The sequence below is a fragment of the Streptomyces sp. NBC_00094 genome (assembly GCF_026343125.1).
GTDB lineage: Bacteria > Actinomycetota > Actinomycetes > Streptomycetales > Streptomycetaceae > Streptomyces.
Genome location: NZ_JAPEMB010000001.1, coordinates 6,593,620 through 6,607,069, shown reverse-complemented (window position 1 = coordinate 6,607,069; position 13,450 = coordinate 6,593,620). Strand labels below are relative to the sequence as shown.

Annotated in this window: 14 protein-coding genes; 6 read left to right on the top strand and 8 right to left on the bottom strand. The window is 72.1% G+C overall.

Annotated features, from left to right (window positions below; translation table 11 throughout):
• Window position 1 precedes the first annotated feature (1 nt).
• The 3 genes from OG580_RS29365 to OG580_RS29355 are packed head-to-tail and all read right to left on the bottom strand — an operon-like array spanning window position 2 to window position 3,104.
• Entirely contained in the window at window positions 2-1,180 is a 1,179-nt protein-coding gene (locus OG580_RS29365; protein WP_267046659.1) for a cytochrome P450, read from the bottom strand.
• Between the two features lie 17 nt (window positions 1,181-1,197).
• Window positions 1,198-1,881 carry a response regulator transcription factor gene (locus tag OG580_RS29360; protein ID WP_267046658.1) on the bottom strand — a complete coding sequence of 228 codons (684 nt, stop codon included), beginning with the start codon at window positions 1,879-1,881 and terminating at the stop codon, window positions 1,198-1,200.
• Window positions 1,878-3,104: a sensor histidine kinase gene (locus OG580_RS29355; RefSeq protein ID WP_267046657.1), complete on the bottom strand. Its 1,227-nt coding sequence runs from the start codon at window positions 3,102-3,104 to the stop codon at window positions 1,878-1,880. The genes OG580_RS29360 and OG580_RS29355 overlap by 4 nt, the downstream gene beginning before the upstream one ends.
• A gap of 146 nt (window positions 3,105-3,250) precedes the next feature.
• On the opposite strand from OG580_RS29355, the gene OG580_RS29350 reads away from it, so the two are divergent.
• Window positions 3,251-3,472, top strand: a complete 222-nt coding sequence (locus OG580_RS29350; protein WP_267046656.1) for a hypothetical protein — start codon at window positions 3,251-3,253, stop codon at window positions 3,470-3,472.
• 83 nt (window positions 3,473-3,555) lie between these two features.
• On the opposite strand, the gene OG580_RS29345 is transcribed toward OG580_RS29350, so the two are convergent.
• From OG580_RS29345 to OG580_RS29335, 3 genes are all read right to left on the bottom strand, one after another.
• Entirely contained in the window at window positions 3,556-3,921 is a 366-nt protein-coding gene (locus OG580_RS29345; protein WP_267046655.1) for a hypothetical protein, read from the bottom strand.
• Between the two features lie 11 nt (window positions 3,922-3,932).
• Window positions 3,933-4,868 carry a DMT family transporter gene (locus OG580_RS29340; RefSeq protein WP_267046654.1) on the bottom strand — a complete coding sequence of 312 codons (936 nt, stop codon included), beginning with the start codon at window positions 4,866-4,868 and terminating at the stop codon, window positions 3,933-3,935.
• A 118-nt stretch (window positions 4,869-4,986) separates the two neighbouring features.
• Window positions 4,987-5,622, bottom strand: a complete 636-nt coding sequence (locus OG580_RS29335) for a dihydrofolate reductase family protein (protein WP_267046653.1) — start codon at window positions 5,620-5,622, stop codon at window positions 4,987-4,989.
• A gap of 150 nt (window positions 5,623-5,772) precedes the next feature.
• On the opposite strand from OG580_RS29335, the gene OG580_RS29330 reads away from it, so the two are divergent.
• From OG580_RS29330 to OG580_RS29320, 3 genes are all read left to right on the top strand, one after another.
• Entirely contained in the window at window positions 5,773-6,513 is a 741-nt protein-coding gene (locus OG580_RS29330) for an SDR family NAD(P)-dependent oxidoreductase (RefSeq protein WP_267046652.1), read from the top strand.
• 407 nt (window positions 6,514-6,920) lie between these two features.
• The gene (locus OG580_RS29325; RefSeq protein ID WP_267046530.1) at window positions 6,921-7,496 is read left to right on the top strand and encodes an IS607 family transposase; all 576 of its coding nucleotides are present in this window, start codon (window positions 6,921-6,923) and stop codon (window positions 7,494-7,496) included.
• Window positions 7,489-9,132 (top strand): transposase, encoded by a 1,644-nt coding sequence (locus tag OG580_RS29320; RefSeq protein ID WP_267046651.1) that lies wholly within the window; start codon window positions 7,489-7,491, stop codon window positions 9,130-9,132. Before OG580_RS29325 ends, OG580_RS29320 begins: the two co-directional genes overlap by 8 nt.
• A gap of 70 nt (window positions 9,133-9,202) precedes the next feature.
• Here OG580_RS29320 and alc read toward each other — a convergent pair whose 3' ends face one another.
• Window positions 9,203-10,318 carry an allantoicase gene (alc, locus tag OG580_RS29315; RefSeq protein WP_267046650.1) on the bottom strand — a complete coding sequence of 372 codons (1,116 nt, stop codon included), beginning with the start codon at window positions 10,316-10,318 and terminating at the stop codon, window positions 9,203-9,205.
• Window position 10,319: 1 nt separating this feature from the next.
• Window positions 10,320-11,654: an allantoinase AllB gene (gene allB / locus OG580_RS29310; RefSeq protein ID WP_267046649.1), complete on the bottom strand. Its 1,335-nt coding sequence runs from the start codon at window positions 11,652-11,654 to the stop codon at window positions 10,320-10,322.
• A 332-nt stretch (window positions 11,655-11,986) separates the two neighbouring features.
• Between allB and OG580_RS29305 the strand changes: the two genes are divergently transcribed.
• Window positions 11,987-12,796: an IclR family transcriptional regulator gene (locus OG580_RS29305; protein ID WP_267046648.1), complete on the top strand. Its 810-nt coding sequence runs from the start codon at window positions 11,987-11,989 to the stop codon at window positions 12,794-12,796.
• Window positions 12,797-12,836: 40 nt separating this feature from the next.
• The gene (locus OG580_RS29300) at window positions 12,837-13,436 is read left to right on the top strand and encodes a hypothetical protein (RefSeq protein ID WP_267046647.1); all 600 of its coding nucleotides are present in this window, start codon (window positions 12,837-12,839) and stop codon (window positions 13,434-13,436) included.
• Window positions 13,437-13,450 lie beyond the last annotated feature (14 nt).

Below are 13,450 nucleotides of genomic sequence, written 5' to 3'. Positions count from 1 at the left end.
TTCACCACCGGACCGGGAGCCGGCGGACCCCGCGGATGAGGAGGCCGGGCACCCACTCCCAGGGGGCGCCCTCGGGGTCGAGTGCGAGCCGGGGGAAGCGGTCCAGGAGGGTACGGAGGGCGATCCTGGCCTCCAGGCGGGCGAGCGGGGCGCCCAGGCAGTAGTGCATGCCGTGGCCGAAGGCGAGGTGGCCGCGGGTGTCGCGGCGGATGTCGAAGCGGTCGGGCTCGGGGAAACGGGCCGGGTCGCGGTCGAGCGCGCCGATCCCCACGAGGACGCTCTGGCCTGCCGGGACCTCGGTGCCGCCGATGGTGACGGCTTCCCGGGTGAAGCGGAACGTGCTGGTCTCCACCGGACCGTCGTACCGCAGGGACTCCTCGATCGCCCCGTCGAGGAGGTCGGGGTCGGCGCGCAGGGCGGCGAGCTGCTCGGGGTGGGTGAGCAGGTTGCGGACGGTGTTGGAGATCAGGTTGACGGTGGTCTCGTGGCCGGCGATGAGCAGCAGGTAGGCCATGGCCCGGAGTTCGGGCCCGGAGAGCCGGTCGCCGTCCTCGGCGCGGGCGGCGATGAGGTCGGACAGCAGGTCGTCGGCGGGGCCCGCGGCCCGCTTGTCCTCGATGAGTTCGTCGAGGTACGCGGCGAAGCCCTTCATGGCGTCGAGGAAGCCGGTCTCGTCCGCCGGGGCGACGAGCTCGTGCGACCAGTGCCGGAAGGTCTCGCGGTCGTCGGCGGGGACGCCGAGGAGTTCGCAGATGACGGTGATCGGCACGGGGAAGGCATACGCGTCGACGAGGTCGGCGCGTCCGGCCGGTTCCATCGCGTCGGCGAGTTCCCTGGTGAGCCGCTCGACGCGGGGGCGGAGGGCCTCGACCCGGCGGCCGGTGAAGACGCCCGTGACCAGGCGGCGCAGCCGGGTGTGGTCGGGGGCGTCCGCGCCGAGGAGGTGGACGCCGATGACGTCCTCCTCCGGCGGCCGTACGCCGATGACGGACGGGGACTTGGCGAGCCGGGGGTCGGCGAGCGCGGCCCGCCCCTCCTCGTGGCCGACGACGAGCCAGAACCGGAAGCCGTCGGGCATACGCACTTCGTGGACCGGGCCGGACGCGCGGAGCTCGGCGTAATAGGGGTACGGGTTCGCGGTGAAGTCCGCTCCGTACTCCCCCAGTTCGATGACGGACATCTCCGCAGACTATCCGACTACTTCTCTTCGTCCAGGAGGCCCGCGTCGTGGACGAGGAGGGCGATCTGGACGCGGTTGTTGAGGTCGAGCTTGGCGAGGATCCGCGAGACGTGGGTCTTGACGGTGGGGACGCTCATGTAGAGCTCGGCGGCGATCTCCGCGTTGGAGCCGCCCTTGCCGACGGCCACGGCCACCTCCCGTTCGCGTCCCGCCAGTTCGGCGAGGCGGGCGGTGAGCGCGGCACGCCGGGACCGCTCGGGCCGGTCGGACTTCCCCGGCTCTCCCGCCACGTGGGTCATCAGCTGGCGGGTGACGGCCGGGGAGAGCACCGGATCGCCGGCGGCGACCCGGCGGACGGCGCCGACGATCTCGGCCGGCGGGGTGTCCTTGAGGACGAAGCCGGCGGCGCCCGCCCGCAGGGCGCGCAGCACCTGCTCGTCGGCGTGGAAGGTGGTGAGGACGACCACCTCGGGGGCGCCGGGGAGCGCGCGGAGGCGTTCGGTGGCGGTGAGGCCGTCGACGTGGGGCATGCGGATGTCCATGAGGACGACGTCCGGGGCGAGCCGGTCGACGAGCTCGGGGACCTCGCGCCCGTCGGCGCCCTCGCCGACGATCTCCAGGTCCTCGGCGCCGCCGAGCATGAGGGTGAGGCCCGCGCGGACCAGGGGGTCGTCGTCGACGATGAGCAGCCGGATGGTCATGCGGGCCACGGTAGCCAGGCGCGCAGGGCGAATCCGCCGTCGGGGGCCGGGCCGTGCTCCATACGGCCCCCGGCGAGGGCGGCGCGCTCGGTGAGCCCGATGAGGCCCTGACCGGAGCCGGGGACGTGCGGGACGGGTCCGGCGGGCGCGGGGTTGTGGACGGTGACGGTGAGGCCCTCGCCGGGGCGGCCGCTCACGGTGACGGTGACCTCGGTGCCGGGGGCGTGCTTGCGGGCGTTGGTCAGGCCCTCCTGGGCGATGCGGTAGGCGGTGCGGCCGGTGGAGGCGGGGACGGCGGGCGCGCCCTCGGGGGTGTCCACGTCGAGGTCGAGGACGACGTCGGCGCCGGCCTCGCGGGACTCGGCGACGAGCGCGTCGAGGGTGGCGAGGGTCGGCTGGGGCCGGTCGCCGCCGCCGTCGCCGTTCTCCCCGGGCGCCCGCAGCACCCCGATGATCTCGCGCAGGTCCTGCAGGGCCTCGTGGGCGCTGTCGCGGATGACGCCGGCAGCGCGGGCGATCTGCTCGGGCGGGGCGTCCGGCCGGAACTCCAGGGCCCCCGCGTGGACGCTGAGCAGGGTCAGCCGGTGGGCGAGGACGTCGTGCATCTCGCGGGCGATGGCCTCGCGGGCGAGCCGCTGGGCCTGGGCGGCGCGCAGTTCGGCCTCGGCCTCGGCACGGCGGGCGCGCTCGCGGAGGGCCTCGACGAGCTGGCGCCGGGAGCGGACGAGCATGCCCCAGGCGGTGACGAGGAGGATGAGGACGAAGCCGAGGACGACCGCGATGCCGGCGTTGAGGGTGGGGTCGGGGCGGACGAAGACCTGGACGGTGGAGGCGGCGACGGCGAGCGCGCCGATCCAGGCGACCTCGCGGAAGGGACGGCGTACGGCGACGCTGAAGAGGCTCGCGAGCACGGCGCCACCGGCGACCGGGGCGACGACGCTGACCAGGGAGAGGGTGACGGCCAGCCCGACGGGCCAGCGGCGGCGCAGCCAGAGGGCGCAGCAGGCGGCGGCGCCGACGAGCTGGTCGAAGAGGATGACGGGCTCACTGCTGTACTGCGCGCCCGCGTCGGCGGCGACGAGGCCGACGAGAGCAGCGAGGAGGAAGAGCGAGGTGTCGACGATCCAGTCGCGGACGGTACGGCGGGGCCTGGCCGCGCCGCTCTCGCCCGGTTCTACCAGGTGGGAGGGGAGCAGCCAGCGCTGCCGTTCCGTACGGGTCATGTCGGCAATGTACGCAGCCGGGGGCCCCGCGCGGGTGAGCGGCGGGCGGGGACGCTACCGAAGTCGCACAGGTCGATACTTCGGTAGCGGTGACCGTGGACCGGAGTCGGACGCGGCCGGAGCCGCCGCCTGGACATGATCAAGTCATGAAGAGATTCCTGGAGGTCGCCGGTTTCCTGCTCGTCGTGTTCGGGGTCTGCGGGGTGATCCGCGAGCTGACGGACGGCTGGTTCCGACTGATGGGGCTGACCCGGTTCCTGACCGAGAACGTCTCGTTCATGGAGGGCCGGGAGCTGTTCGTCAACATCGTGATCGCCGTGCTCGGCCTGGTCCTCCTGATCGTGTCGGACCGGGTGCGGAAGTCCTGACGGTCGGGGCTGCGGGCGGTCGGCGCCCCGGGCGGTTGGCGCCCCGGGCGGTCGGTGCTCCTGACGGTCGGCGCCCCGGGCGGTCAGGCGCTCGCGGTGTCCAGTCGGGTCACCTCGGCGTGGTGCTCGGCCGCCCGGCGCGCGGAGGAGCCGATGGCGGTGAGGACGGAGCCCGCCACGGCGAACGGCACGGAGGCGCCGAGGAAACCGAGGAGCTTCGGCCAGTCGCGCGCCTCCGCGCAGACCCGCGAGGTGTCGTGGAGGTCGTCGGCGCTGATCCGGGCGTGGCACGTCGTCGTGTTGTAGTTGTGCTCCACCTCGTACGGGGTGAGGAGCAGGATCGCGAACCAGATCCAGAGCAGGCCGGCCACGGCGAGGAGGCCGAGGCCCCAGCCCTGGGTGCGCAGGGCGCGGGCGCGGAACGCGGTGTCGTAGGCAAGTGAACTCATGATCGAAGAACCTATCGGGCGTCCGCGTCGACCGTCCGGCGGCCCCAACTGGTGCCCGCCAGAACGAGGATCGCGCCCGCGAGGCCGAGGATTCCGGGGCGGTCGCCGGCGAGGGCGATGCCCGCGGCGGCGGCCCAGAGCGGCTCCGTACCGAGGAGGAGGCTGACCCGGGACGGGGAGCTGCGGCGGACCGCCCACATCTGCACGAAGAAGGCGAAGAGCGTGCAGAAGACGGAGAGGAAGAGCAGCCCGGCCCATTCGCGGGGGCCGAAGTCGAGGGCCGTGGCCCAGGGCGAGGCGCCCGTGCCGGGGAAGGCCGCGATGACGGCGAAGACGGCGACGGCGGAACCGAGCTGCACGGTGGTCAGGGAGAGCGAGTCGGCCGACCGGACCGCCTTGATCCGGGACATGGCCAGGACGTGGACGGTACGGGCGAGGGCGGCGAGCAGCATGAGGAGGTCGCCGAGGGAGGGTGCGGTGAAGCCGGCGCCCTGGGTGAGCAGGACGACGCCGGTGACGGAGAGCGCGGCGGCGGCGAGGAAGGCGCGGGGCGGTCTCACCCGGGTGACGGCGGCCTCGGCGAGCGGGGTGAAGATCATGGTGAGGCTGATGATCAGGCCCGCGTTGGTGGCGGAGGTGTGGACGACGCCGTACGTCTCCAGGAGGAAGATCCCGCTGAGGATCAGCCCGAGGGTGGCGGCGCCGCGCCACTGGGCGGCGGTCAGGGCCCGGAGCTTGTTCCACCCGGCGACGACGAGGACGGGCAGCACCACGGCGAACCGCAGCACGAGGACCGCGATGACGGTGTGGGTGGTGGTGATGCCCTTGGCCGCGAGGTAGCTGGCGCCCCAGACGACGGCGACGAGCAGGACGGGCAGGTCGGTGAGCCAGGCGCGGCGCGGGGCGCCGAGGGTCACGGGTGCGGCGATCGAAGACGAAACCGACATTGCTGGCCGTTTCTCCAACTCTTGGGGTGGGGTGGAGACTTCGGCGGCTCGCACGCGGAGCGATCACCGTACCCGGACCATCCTGTGGTGGCTACACCTTTCCGGGGCTTTCCCCAGATCAGTAGCTGCCGTAGGTGGGACGCCCGCCGAGCTCGTACGTGAGGAGGGCGACGCCCGAGCCGGTCGTGCGCGTGTCGGTGAGCTGGAAGGCGGTGGGACGCACCCCGTCGGAGAAGAGGCGGCGGCCGGAGCCGAGGATCACGGGGAAGATGAGCAGGTGGAGGGTGTCGATCAGGTCGTGGTCGAGCAGGGTCCGGGCGAGGCCGCCGCTGCCGTGCATCTGGATCTCCCCGCCGAGGCTCTCCTTGAGGTCGGCGACCTCCTTCACCACGTCGCCGCGGAGCAGGGTGGACCCGGCCCAGTCGGCGGATTCGAGGGTGGTGGTGGCGACGTACTTGGGGAGGGCGTTGAGCTTGGAGGCGATCGGGTCGGCGGGGTCGGCGTGCCGGGGCCAGTAGCCCGCGAAGATCTCGTACGTGCGGCGGCCGAGGAGGAAGGCGGTGGGGCGGGTGAAGACGTCGATCATGTACTGACCGAAGTCCTCGTCACCGAACGGCACTGACCAGCCGCCGTGCTCGAAACCGCCGCTGGGGTCCTCCTCCGGGCCGCCGGGCGCCTGGTGGACGCCGTCGAGGGTGAGGAACTGGGTGAGGCTGAGCGTGGCCATGGCGGATGCCTTTCGTGTCCTGTCCATCGTGTCTCACCTCTTCCGACTCCACCGCTCGGCGGAACTCATCGGTGGTCGGGGCGGCGGCGTCCGCGTCCGATTCCCGCCAGCGTCCGGCCGACCCTCCGACTTTCATTGAACCCACAACAACTGGGTGCTTCTCATGGAGGTTTCGGAATGTCCACGATGAACGGCACGGCGGTTCTGGTGACGGGCGGCAGCCGCGGGATCGGCGCGGCCACGGCCGTCCGTCTGGCCCGGGAGGGCGCCGATGTGGCCTTCACCTATGTACGGGACGAGGCGGCGGCCCAGGAGGTCGCCGCGCGGATCGAGGCGGCCGGGCGGAAGGCGTTGCCCCTGCGGGCCGACGCGGCCGACGCCGGGGACGCGGCGGGCGCGGTGGAATGGGCGGCGGATGCCCTGGGCCGGCTCGACGTCCTCGTGAACAGCGTGGGCGCCGGGGTCCTCGGCCCGCTGGAGTCGCTGACCCTGGCGGACGTGGACCGGGTCCTGGCGGTGAACGTCCGGGCTGCCTTCCTCGCCTCGCAGGCGGCGGCCGGGCGCCTGCCGGAAGGCGGGCGGATCGTCACGATCGGCACCTGTATGACGCAGCGGGTGCCCGGGCCCGGCGGCACGCTGTACGCGACGAGCAAGTCGGCGCTGATCGGCCTGACGAAGGCGCTCGCGCGGGAGCTGGGCGGGCGCGGCATCACGGCGAACATCGTCCACCCCGGCCCGACCGACACCGACATGAACCCGGCGGACGGTCCGTACGCGGCGGGCCAGGCGGCGATGACGGCACTCGGCCGCTTCGGCACCGCGGAGGAGGTGGCGTCGATGGTCGCCTTCCTCGCGGGCCCGGAGGCGCGCTACGTGACGGGCGCCGAGTTCACGGTGGACGGCGGGCACGCGGCCTGATCCGGAGTACGCGACCTGCCCCGTACGACCCGCCACCCCGAGTCCGAGGACGTCCACGCCCGGGACCGGCGAGTGAGCCGAAGGGGCGCGCCGGGGGAACGGCCCCGAGCGCGCGGAGGCCCCGACGAAGGAGGGGTCGAGCACGGTCGGGGCCGTGAGCCCGGCTGGAGCGCCCCGGAGGCGAACCGAGCCCTGAAAAAGGGGGAGGGGGCGAGCACGGTCGGGGGTGTGAGCCCGGCTGAAGCGCCCCGGAGGCGAACCGAGCCCTAAAAAAAGGGGCGCGAGGGCGCACCGTGCTGTCGGGTCGGTGCGCCCTCGCGGGCCGGGCGGGGTGGGGAGCTGCTGGTTCGTCAGGTCACTCTTGTGAGTGATAGTGCACTTTGATGAGTGTTGTTACGTTCGGATGTATGAACCTCAAGGAGTGGGCGAAAGCGCAGGGCGTGCACCCGCAGACCGCGTATCGCTGGTTCCGTGAGGGGACGTTGCCGGTACCGGCTCAGCGGGTGGGTCCGCGCACGATCCTGGTGAACATCGAGGCCGCCGCAACGCCCGGGGTGGTGGGCGGTGTCGGGCTGTACGCCCGCGTGTCCTCCCACGACCAGAAGGACGATCTGGCCCGTCAGGTGACGCGCCTTTCGGAGTGGGCGGCCAGGGCCGGGCACCGGGTGGTGCGGATCGAGTCCGAGACCGGCTCGGGCATGAACGGCTCCCGCGCGAAGGCGCGTCGGCTGCTGGCTGATCCGGACGTGACCACCGTGGTGGTGGAGCACCGGGACCGACTTGGCCGCATGAACGTCGAACTCGTCGAAGCGGCCCTGTCCACCACCGGCCGCCGTCTGGTGGTTCTGGATGACGGCGAGGTCGATGACGACCTGGTGCAGGACATCGTGGACGTGTTGACGTCGTTCTGCGCCCGCCTGTACGGCCGCCGCTCGGCGAAGAACCGTGCCCGCAAGGCCCTTGAGGCGGCCGAGCATGGCTGAGTCCAGGAAGAAGCAACTGCGTGCCATCGCCCCGCCGTTCGTTGCCCTCGGCCCGTCTGGTGTGGCGATCCGGGACCGGCTCAAGCGCCTCACCCCGCAGGATGAGAAGGTGCTCTGCCTGATTGGTGAGCACCTGGGCTCTCTCGCGTCCCTCGACCTCAAGCAGCGGTGCGCGGACGGCAACGACCACGACAAGGACAGGTGGGCGGCCCGTAAGCAGGGCCTGACGGCCCAGTCGTCTTCCCGCTGGGCCGGGAGCATCACGAAGGCCACCCACGATCAGTGGGCACTGTCGCGTCGCTGTCAGCTCGCGCACATCCAGGGCCTTGAGGCCGGTGTGCGCACGTTGATGCACCGCCTGTCGCAGCCCATTGGGGACAAGGGCACCAAGAAGGCGCCGGGTGGTTACCGGTCGAAAGGCGAGTGGTTCCAAAAGTCCCGGCGCCTGCACACCCTGGAGCACCGTCTCGACACGGCTCGCGCCGACCGGGAGGCAGGTGTCGTGCACGTCGTGCGGGGCGGGAAGAAGCTGGCCCGCAACCGTCACAACCTCCAGGCCGCCCAGCTCACCGAGCTGGAGTGGCGGGAACGCTGGGAAGCGGAGCGCTGGTTCCTCGCCGCCGATGGAGAGTCCGGCAAACGCTTCGGGAACGAGACGATCCGCGTCGCTCCCGGCGGCGAGGTCTCTATCAAACTGCCCGCGCCGCTCGCTCACCTGGCCAATGCGCCGCGTGGCCGGTACGTCCTCGCCTCCAAGGTGCAGTTCCAGCACCGTGGCGACGAGTGGCGAGACCGCATCAGCGGCAACCGCGCCGTGGCCTACCGCATCCACTACGAAGCAGCGCGGAGCCGCTGGTACCTCACCGCTGCCTGGTCCCGCCCGGTGGTGAAGACGATCCCGCTGCAGGCGGCCCGCGCCCAGGGCGTGGTCGGCGTGGACACGAACGCGGACCACTTCGCGGCCTACCTGCTCGACCGGCACGGCAACCCGGTCGGCGAACCACACCGCTTCCCCTACGACCTCAGCGGGTCGGCGGACCACCGGGACGCGCAGATCCGGCACGCCATCATCCGCCTGCTGCACTGGGCCAAGAGGTGCGGCGTCAAAGCGATCGGCATCGAGGACCTGGACTTCGCGCAGGAGAAGACCCGCGAGAAGCACGGCCGACGCAAAAGGTTCCGTCAGCTGATCTCCGGCATGCCGACCGGGAAGCTCAAAGCCCGGCTGGTGTCGATGGCCGCCGAGCAGAACCTCGCGATCGTCGCCGTCGACCCGGCGTACACGTCGATGTGGGGCGACCAGCACTGGCGCGAGCCCCTCACCAGCAACAAGCGAAAGATGTCCCGTCACGATGCCGCTGGCATCGCGATCGGGCGACGCGCCCTCGGGCACCCGATCCGGCGACGGACGGCACCGCCCCACGACGACCAGAGCGATCGCCGTGGGCATCGGACCGTCCAGGCCGGTCGTGGTGCACGGGGGCGTGAGGGAACCCGCCCCCGCATCCCCGGACCACGGACACGATCCGTGCAACCGGACGCGGAGCGAAAGCGGGCGACCAGGGCACCCAAAACCGTTCGGGATGCCCGCAGTGACCAGGTATGGGTCCAAGACTCACTCCTGCTCACCGATTAGGAACGGTGTCGTACCCGCCCAGTTCATGGGGAGAGGGGCGTCAGCGGCCCGGCTCCTGGTGGCGGGGCCGTCAGCCGCCCAGCTCCTGGTGGCGGGCCGTCAGCCGCGCCGCGCCGGCCTCGGTGAGCGAGCCGAAGAGGCGGAGGCGGGAGATGCCGCCGTCCGGGTAGATGTCGATCCGGATCCGGGAGCCGACCGCCGGGGCGTCGAGCACGAACCGGTGGTTGGTGTCGGGCTGGAGGCGGGTTCGGGGCAGGATCTCGGTCCACTCCTCGGAGCCCTCGGCGGCGACCGAGAGGGCGGCCCAGCCCGCGCTGTTGCCCTTGAGGTACGCGGTGTCGATCTCGACGGCGCGGATCTCGGACTCGGCGGCAAGGCTGTAGCGGATCCAGTCGTTGCCCTTGTCGCGGCGGCGGCGGGTCTCCCAGCCGTCGTCCATCTTGCGGGAGCGGCCCGGCTGGATGGTGTTGGTCGCCGGGGAGTAGAAGCGGTCGGAGGCGTCCTCGACCTGGCCGCCGTTCTCCAGCGCCGCGAGGTCGAAGGTGCCGAGGACGGCCAGCCAGCGCGGGTCCGGGGCCACTTCGCCGTACACGCGGAGGCGGGCGATGCCGCCGTCGGGGTGCTGGTTGACGCGCAGGTGCGTGAAGCGCTGCTCGACGTCGACGGCGAAGCCGTTGGCGGCGTGTCCGCCGACGGCGGTGCGCGGGACGAGCGTCGTCCACTTCACGTCGTCGGCGAGGAGCTCCTCGGGCGAGGGCGAGCCGGCGACCGAGGTGGCCTCGACGGAGACGGCCTGCGGGTAGTTGCCACGGAAGTGGGCGGTGTCGAGGACGATGCCGCGGACGACGCCGGGGGCGCCGAGCCGTACGAGCGCCCAGTCGTGGTCGTCCGAGGTGGGGTGCGGCTGCTGGGCCGAGACGCCACGGCGGCGGCGGGTCTCCCAGCCGTCCATGATCTTGCCCTTGTGGCCGAAGTGCTCGGGGTCGAACTCGGCGGGCTCGGGCTTGAGCAGGTTCTCGCGCTCGGCGAAGAACTCGTCGTTGGCCGCGACGACACCCGCACCGAGGCGGCGGTCGGCGAGGTCCGCGTACCGAGTGAAGGGGAACTCGGCCGTCCGGTAGTCGGCGTACGGGTCGCCGCCGCCGTAGGGGCTCGCGTCACCGGTGAAGCTGGGTATGACGGACACGTCAGTTGTTCCTTTCGAGGAGGCGGCCGGAGGGATCGGCGAGGGTGCCGCGGTCGACGATCCGCTCTCCGCGCAGCCAGGTGGAGGCGACGACGCCGCTGAGGGTCTTGCCCGCGTAGGCGGTGATCCGGTTGCGGTGCTGGAGCTCGGCCGGGTCGACGGTGAAGGTGGCGTCCGGGTCGACGACGGCGAAGTCGGCGTCACGGCCGGCCTCGATCGCGCCCTTGCGGGTGAGTCCGGCGAGCCGGGCCGGGCCCTCGGACATCCAGCGGACGACGTCCTCCAGGGAGTGGCCGCGGCGGCGGGCCTCGGTCCAGATGGCCGGCAGGCCGAGCTGGAGGGAGGAGATGCCGCCCCAGGCGGAGGCGAAGTCGGGAGTCTTGAGGTCCGCGGTGGACGGGGAGTGGTCGGAGACGATGCAGTCGATCGTGCCGTCCGCGAGTCCCTGCCAGAGGGCGTCCTGGTTGACGGCCTCGCGGATGGGCGGGCAGCACTTGAACTCGGTGGCGCCGTCCGGGATCTCCTCGGCGGTGAGCGTGAGGAAGTGCGGACAGGACTCGACGGTGATCTTGATGCCCTCGGCCTTGGCGGCGGCGATGACCGGCAGCGCGTCGGAGGACGAGAGGTGCAGGACGTGCACGCGGGCGTCGAGCCGGCGGGCCTGGTTGACCAGGTTCTCGATCGCCGTGTTCTCGGCGTCCCGGGGGCGGGAGGCGAGGAAGTCGGCGTACGCGGCGGAGGACTTCTGGGGCGCGGCCGCGAGGTGGTGCGGGTCCTCGGCGTGGACGATCATCAGGCCGTCGAAGCCGGAGATCTCGGCGAGCGAGTTCGCCAGCTGCTCCTGGTCCAGCTCCGGGAACTCCTCCACGCCGGACGGCGACAGGAAGCACTTGAAGCCGTAGACCCCGGCGTCGTGGAGCGGGCGCAGGTCCTTGACGTTGTCGGGCAGGGCGCCACCCCAGAAGCCGACGTCGACGTGCGCCTTGGTCCGGGCGACCTCCTGCTTGATCCGCAGGTTCTCGACGGTGGTGGTCGGCGGCAGGGAGTTGAGCGGCATGTCGAGCAGGGTGGTGATGCCGCCGGCGGCGGCCGCGCGGGTGGCGGTCCAGAAGCCCTCCCACTCGGTGCGGCCGGGGTCGTTCACGTGCACGTGGGTGTCGACCAGACCGGGCAGGACGACGTCGTCGCCGACGTCCTCCAGGCGGGCACCGGCCGGGACCTCGGCGTCGTACGGCAGCACGGCCGCGATCGTCCCTCCGGAGACGGCGATCGACGCCGGGCGCGTCCCCTCGGGGGTGATGACGCGAGTCGAGCGCAGGACCAGGTTGACGTCCACCCGTACCCCTTCTTCAAGCACTTCAACGAGAACCAGAAATTCAACGAACTGTTGAAGGAGTCTTCACTTCCGGACGACATGTCGTCAAGGGCACACTTCCAGCATCGGCCGTCGGCGAACCCGACTTGGATGTTTCCACAAAGTGGAATGGAAATTCCGTACAGTAGAACGTAGCTCCACACATGTGGGGCAGACCCGGACCCCGCCGGGCCCTCCCCGACACCGGACAAACACCCCCTGACCGGCCCGTACGCCGGTACCGGGACCAGGTGCCCCGGCCGGTGGCCCGGTAGGCTGCTGACTTGCCCGCCTGCCCCGAAAGGACCGTTGACGTGCCGACGTCCAGCGCCAGCACCACCGACGCCGCCAAGCCCGCCGCAGCGAGCGGTGGCGTCCAGTCCCTAGAGCGTGCCTTCGACCTCCTGGAGCGGATGGCCGACGCCGGGGGCGAGGTCGGGCTGAGTGAGCTCTCCGCCAGCAGCGGACTGCCCCTCCCCACCATCCACCGGCTGATGCGCACCCTCGTCGCCTGCGGTTACGTACGCCAGCAGCCCAATCGGCGGTACGCGCTCGGCCCCCGCCTCATCCGTCTCGGCGAGTCCTCCTCCCGCCTGCTCGGCACCTGGGCCCGCCCCTACCTGGCGCGGCTCGTCGAGGAGACCGGCGAGACCGCCAACATGGCGCTGCTCGACGGGGACGAGATCGTGTACGTCGCCCAGGTGCCCTCCAAGCACTCGATGCGCATGTTCACCGAGGTCGGCCGGCGGGTCCTGCCGCACTCGACCGGCGTCGGCAAGGCGCTCCTCGCGCACACCCCGGCGGAGGAGGTGCGCGCGCTGCTCGCCCGTACCGGCATGCCGGCCGCCACCGAGAAGACGATCACCACGCCGGACGGCTTCCTGGACGCCCTCGAAGCGGTCCGCGCGACCGGGTACGCGGTCGACGACAACGAGCAGGAGATAGGAGTCCGCTGCCTCGCGGTGCCGGTCCCCGACTCCCCCACCGCCGCGGCGATCTCCATCTCGGGCCCGGCGGGCCGGGTCACCGAAGCGGCCACGGAGAAGATCGTCCCGATCCTCCAGCAGGTCGCCCGCGAACTGTCGGTGGCGCTCGCCAGCACGGCGGGCAACGGCCAGGGCTGAGTGCCGTCTGCTGTGACGAGAGGCCCTTAGGCTCGTCGCCGTGGGGACGGACATAGACGGTGTGATCGAGGTACGCGAGCGCGGTGGCCGCTGGGCCATCGCGCTCGACCTGCCGGACCCTGCGCTCGGGCGGGACCGGTACGCATGGGAGTGCCTCTTCGGCTTCGGCGGGGCCCTGCAGGTGCGACAGGCGCTGTTCGACCAGCGGGGATGTCCGCCCGATGTCTCCGACCACGTCCCCAGCACCTGCGAGGAGCTGCACCACGGCCACTCGTACGCCACCTGGGCCGAGGTCGCGGCCGTCGACTGGGACGCGCCGCTCACCGACGGCGCCGCCTACGACCGCATCGGCGTATGGCAGCCGGGCCCGGACGGCGCACTCGTCCTGGACCACGTGTCCTGGACGCCGATCGAGGTCCTCGACCTGGCGGAGGAGATCTTCGGCGAGGACCTGATGCCACCGGAGTGGCCCGAGGGCGGCGAGGTCCACTGGAAGGGCGCCGTGTACCGCCCCGTGACGCTCACCGCCCGCATGTTCGCCCCACCGGACGGCAGCTGGGGCGCTGTCTGGGCCGCGATGCGCGAACTCGCGACCACCCACGGGGACGGGAACGTCCGCGTGGTGGTCTGGTTCGGCTGACCCCGACGGCCCCG

Bases quoted from the DNA above. Each gene is read 5' to 3' on its own strand.
- OG580_RS29355 (WP_267046657.1), bottom strand. From the start codon at position 3,104: ATGACCCGTACGGAACGGCAGCGCTGGCTGCTCCCCTCCCACCTGGTA.
- OG580_RS29365 (WP_267046659.1), bottom strand. From the start codon at position 1,180: ATGTCCGTCATCGAACTGGGGGAGTACGGAGCGGACTTCACCGCGAAC.
- OG580_RS29360 (WP_267046658.1), bottom strand. From the start codon at position 1,881: ATGACCATCCGGCTGCTCATCGTCGACGACGACCCCCTGGTCCGCGCG.
- OG580_RS29350 (WP_267046656.1), top strand. From the start codon at position 3,251: ATGAAGAGATTCCTGGAGGTCGCCGGTTTCCTGCTCGTCGTGTTCGGG.
- OG580_RS29330 (WP_267046652.1), top strand. From the start codon at position 5,773: ATGTCCACGATGAACGGCACGGCGGTTCTGGTGACGGGCGGCAGCCGC.
- OG580_RS29335 (WP_267046653.1), bottom strand. From the start codon at position 5,622: ATGGACAGGACACGAAAGGCATCCGCCATGGCCACGCTCAGCCTCACC.
- OG580_RS29340 (WP_267046654.1), bottom strand. From the start codon at position 4,868: ATGTCGGTTTCGTCTTCGATCGCCGCACCCGTGACCCTCGGCGCCCCG.
- OG580_RS29325 (WP_267046530.1), top strand. From the start codon at position 6,921: ATGAACCTCAAGGAGTGGGCGAAAGCGCAGGGCGTGCACCCGCAGACC.
- OG580_RS29320 (WP_267046651.1), top strand. From the start codon at position 7,489: ATGGCTGAGTCCAGGAAGAAGCAACTGCGTGCCATCGCCCCGCCGTTC.
- OG580_RS29345 (WP_267046655.1), bottom strand. From the start codon at position 3,921: ATGAGTTCACTTGCCTACGACACCGCGTTCCGCGCCCGCGCCCTGCGC.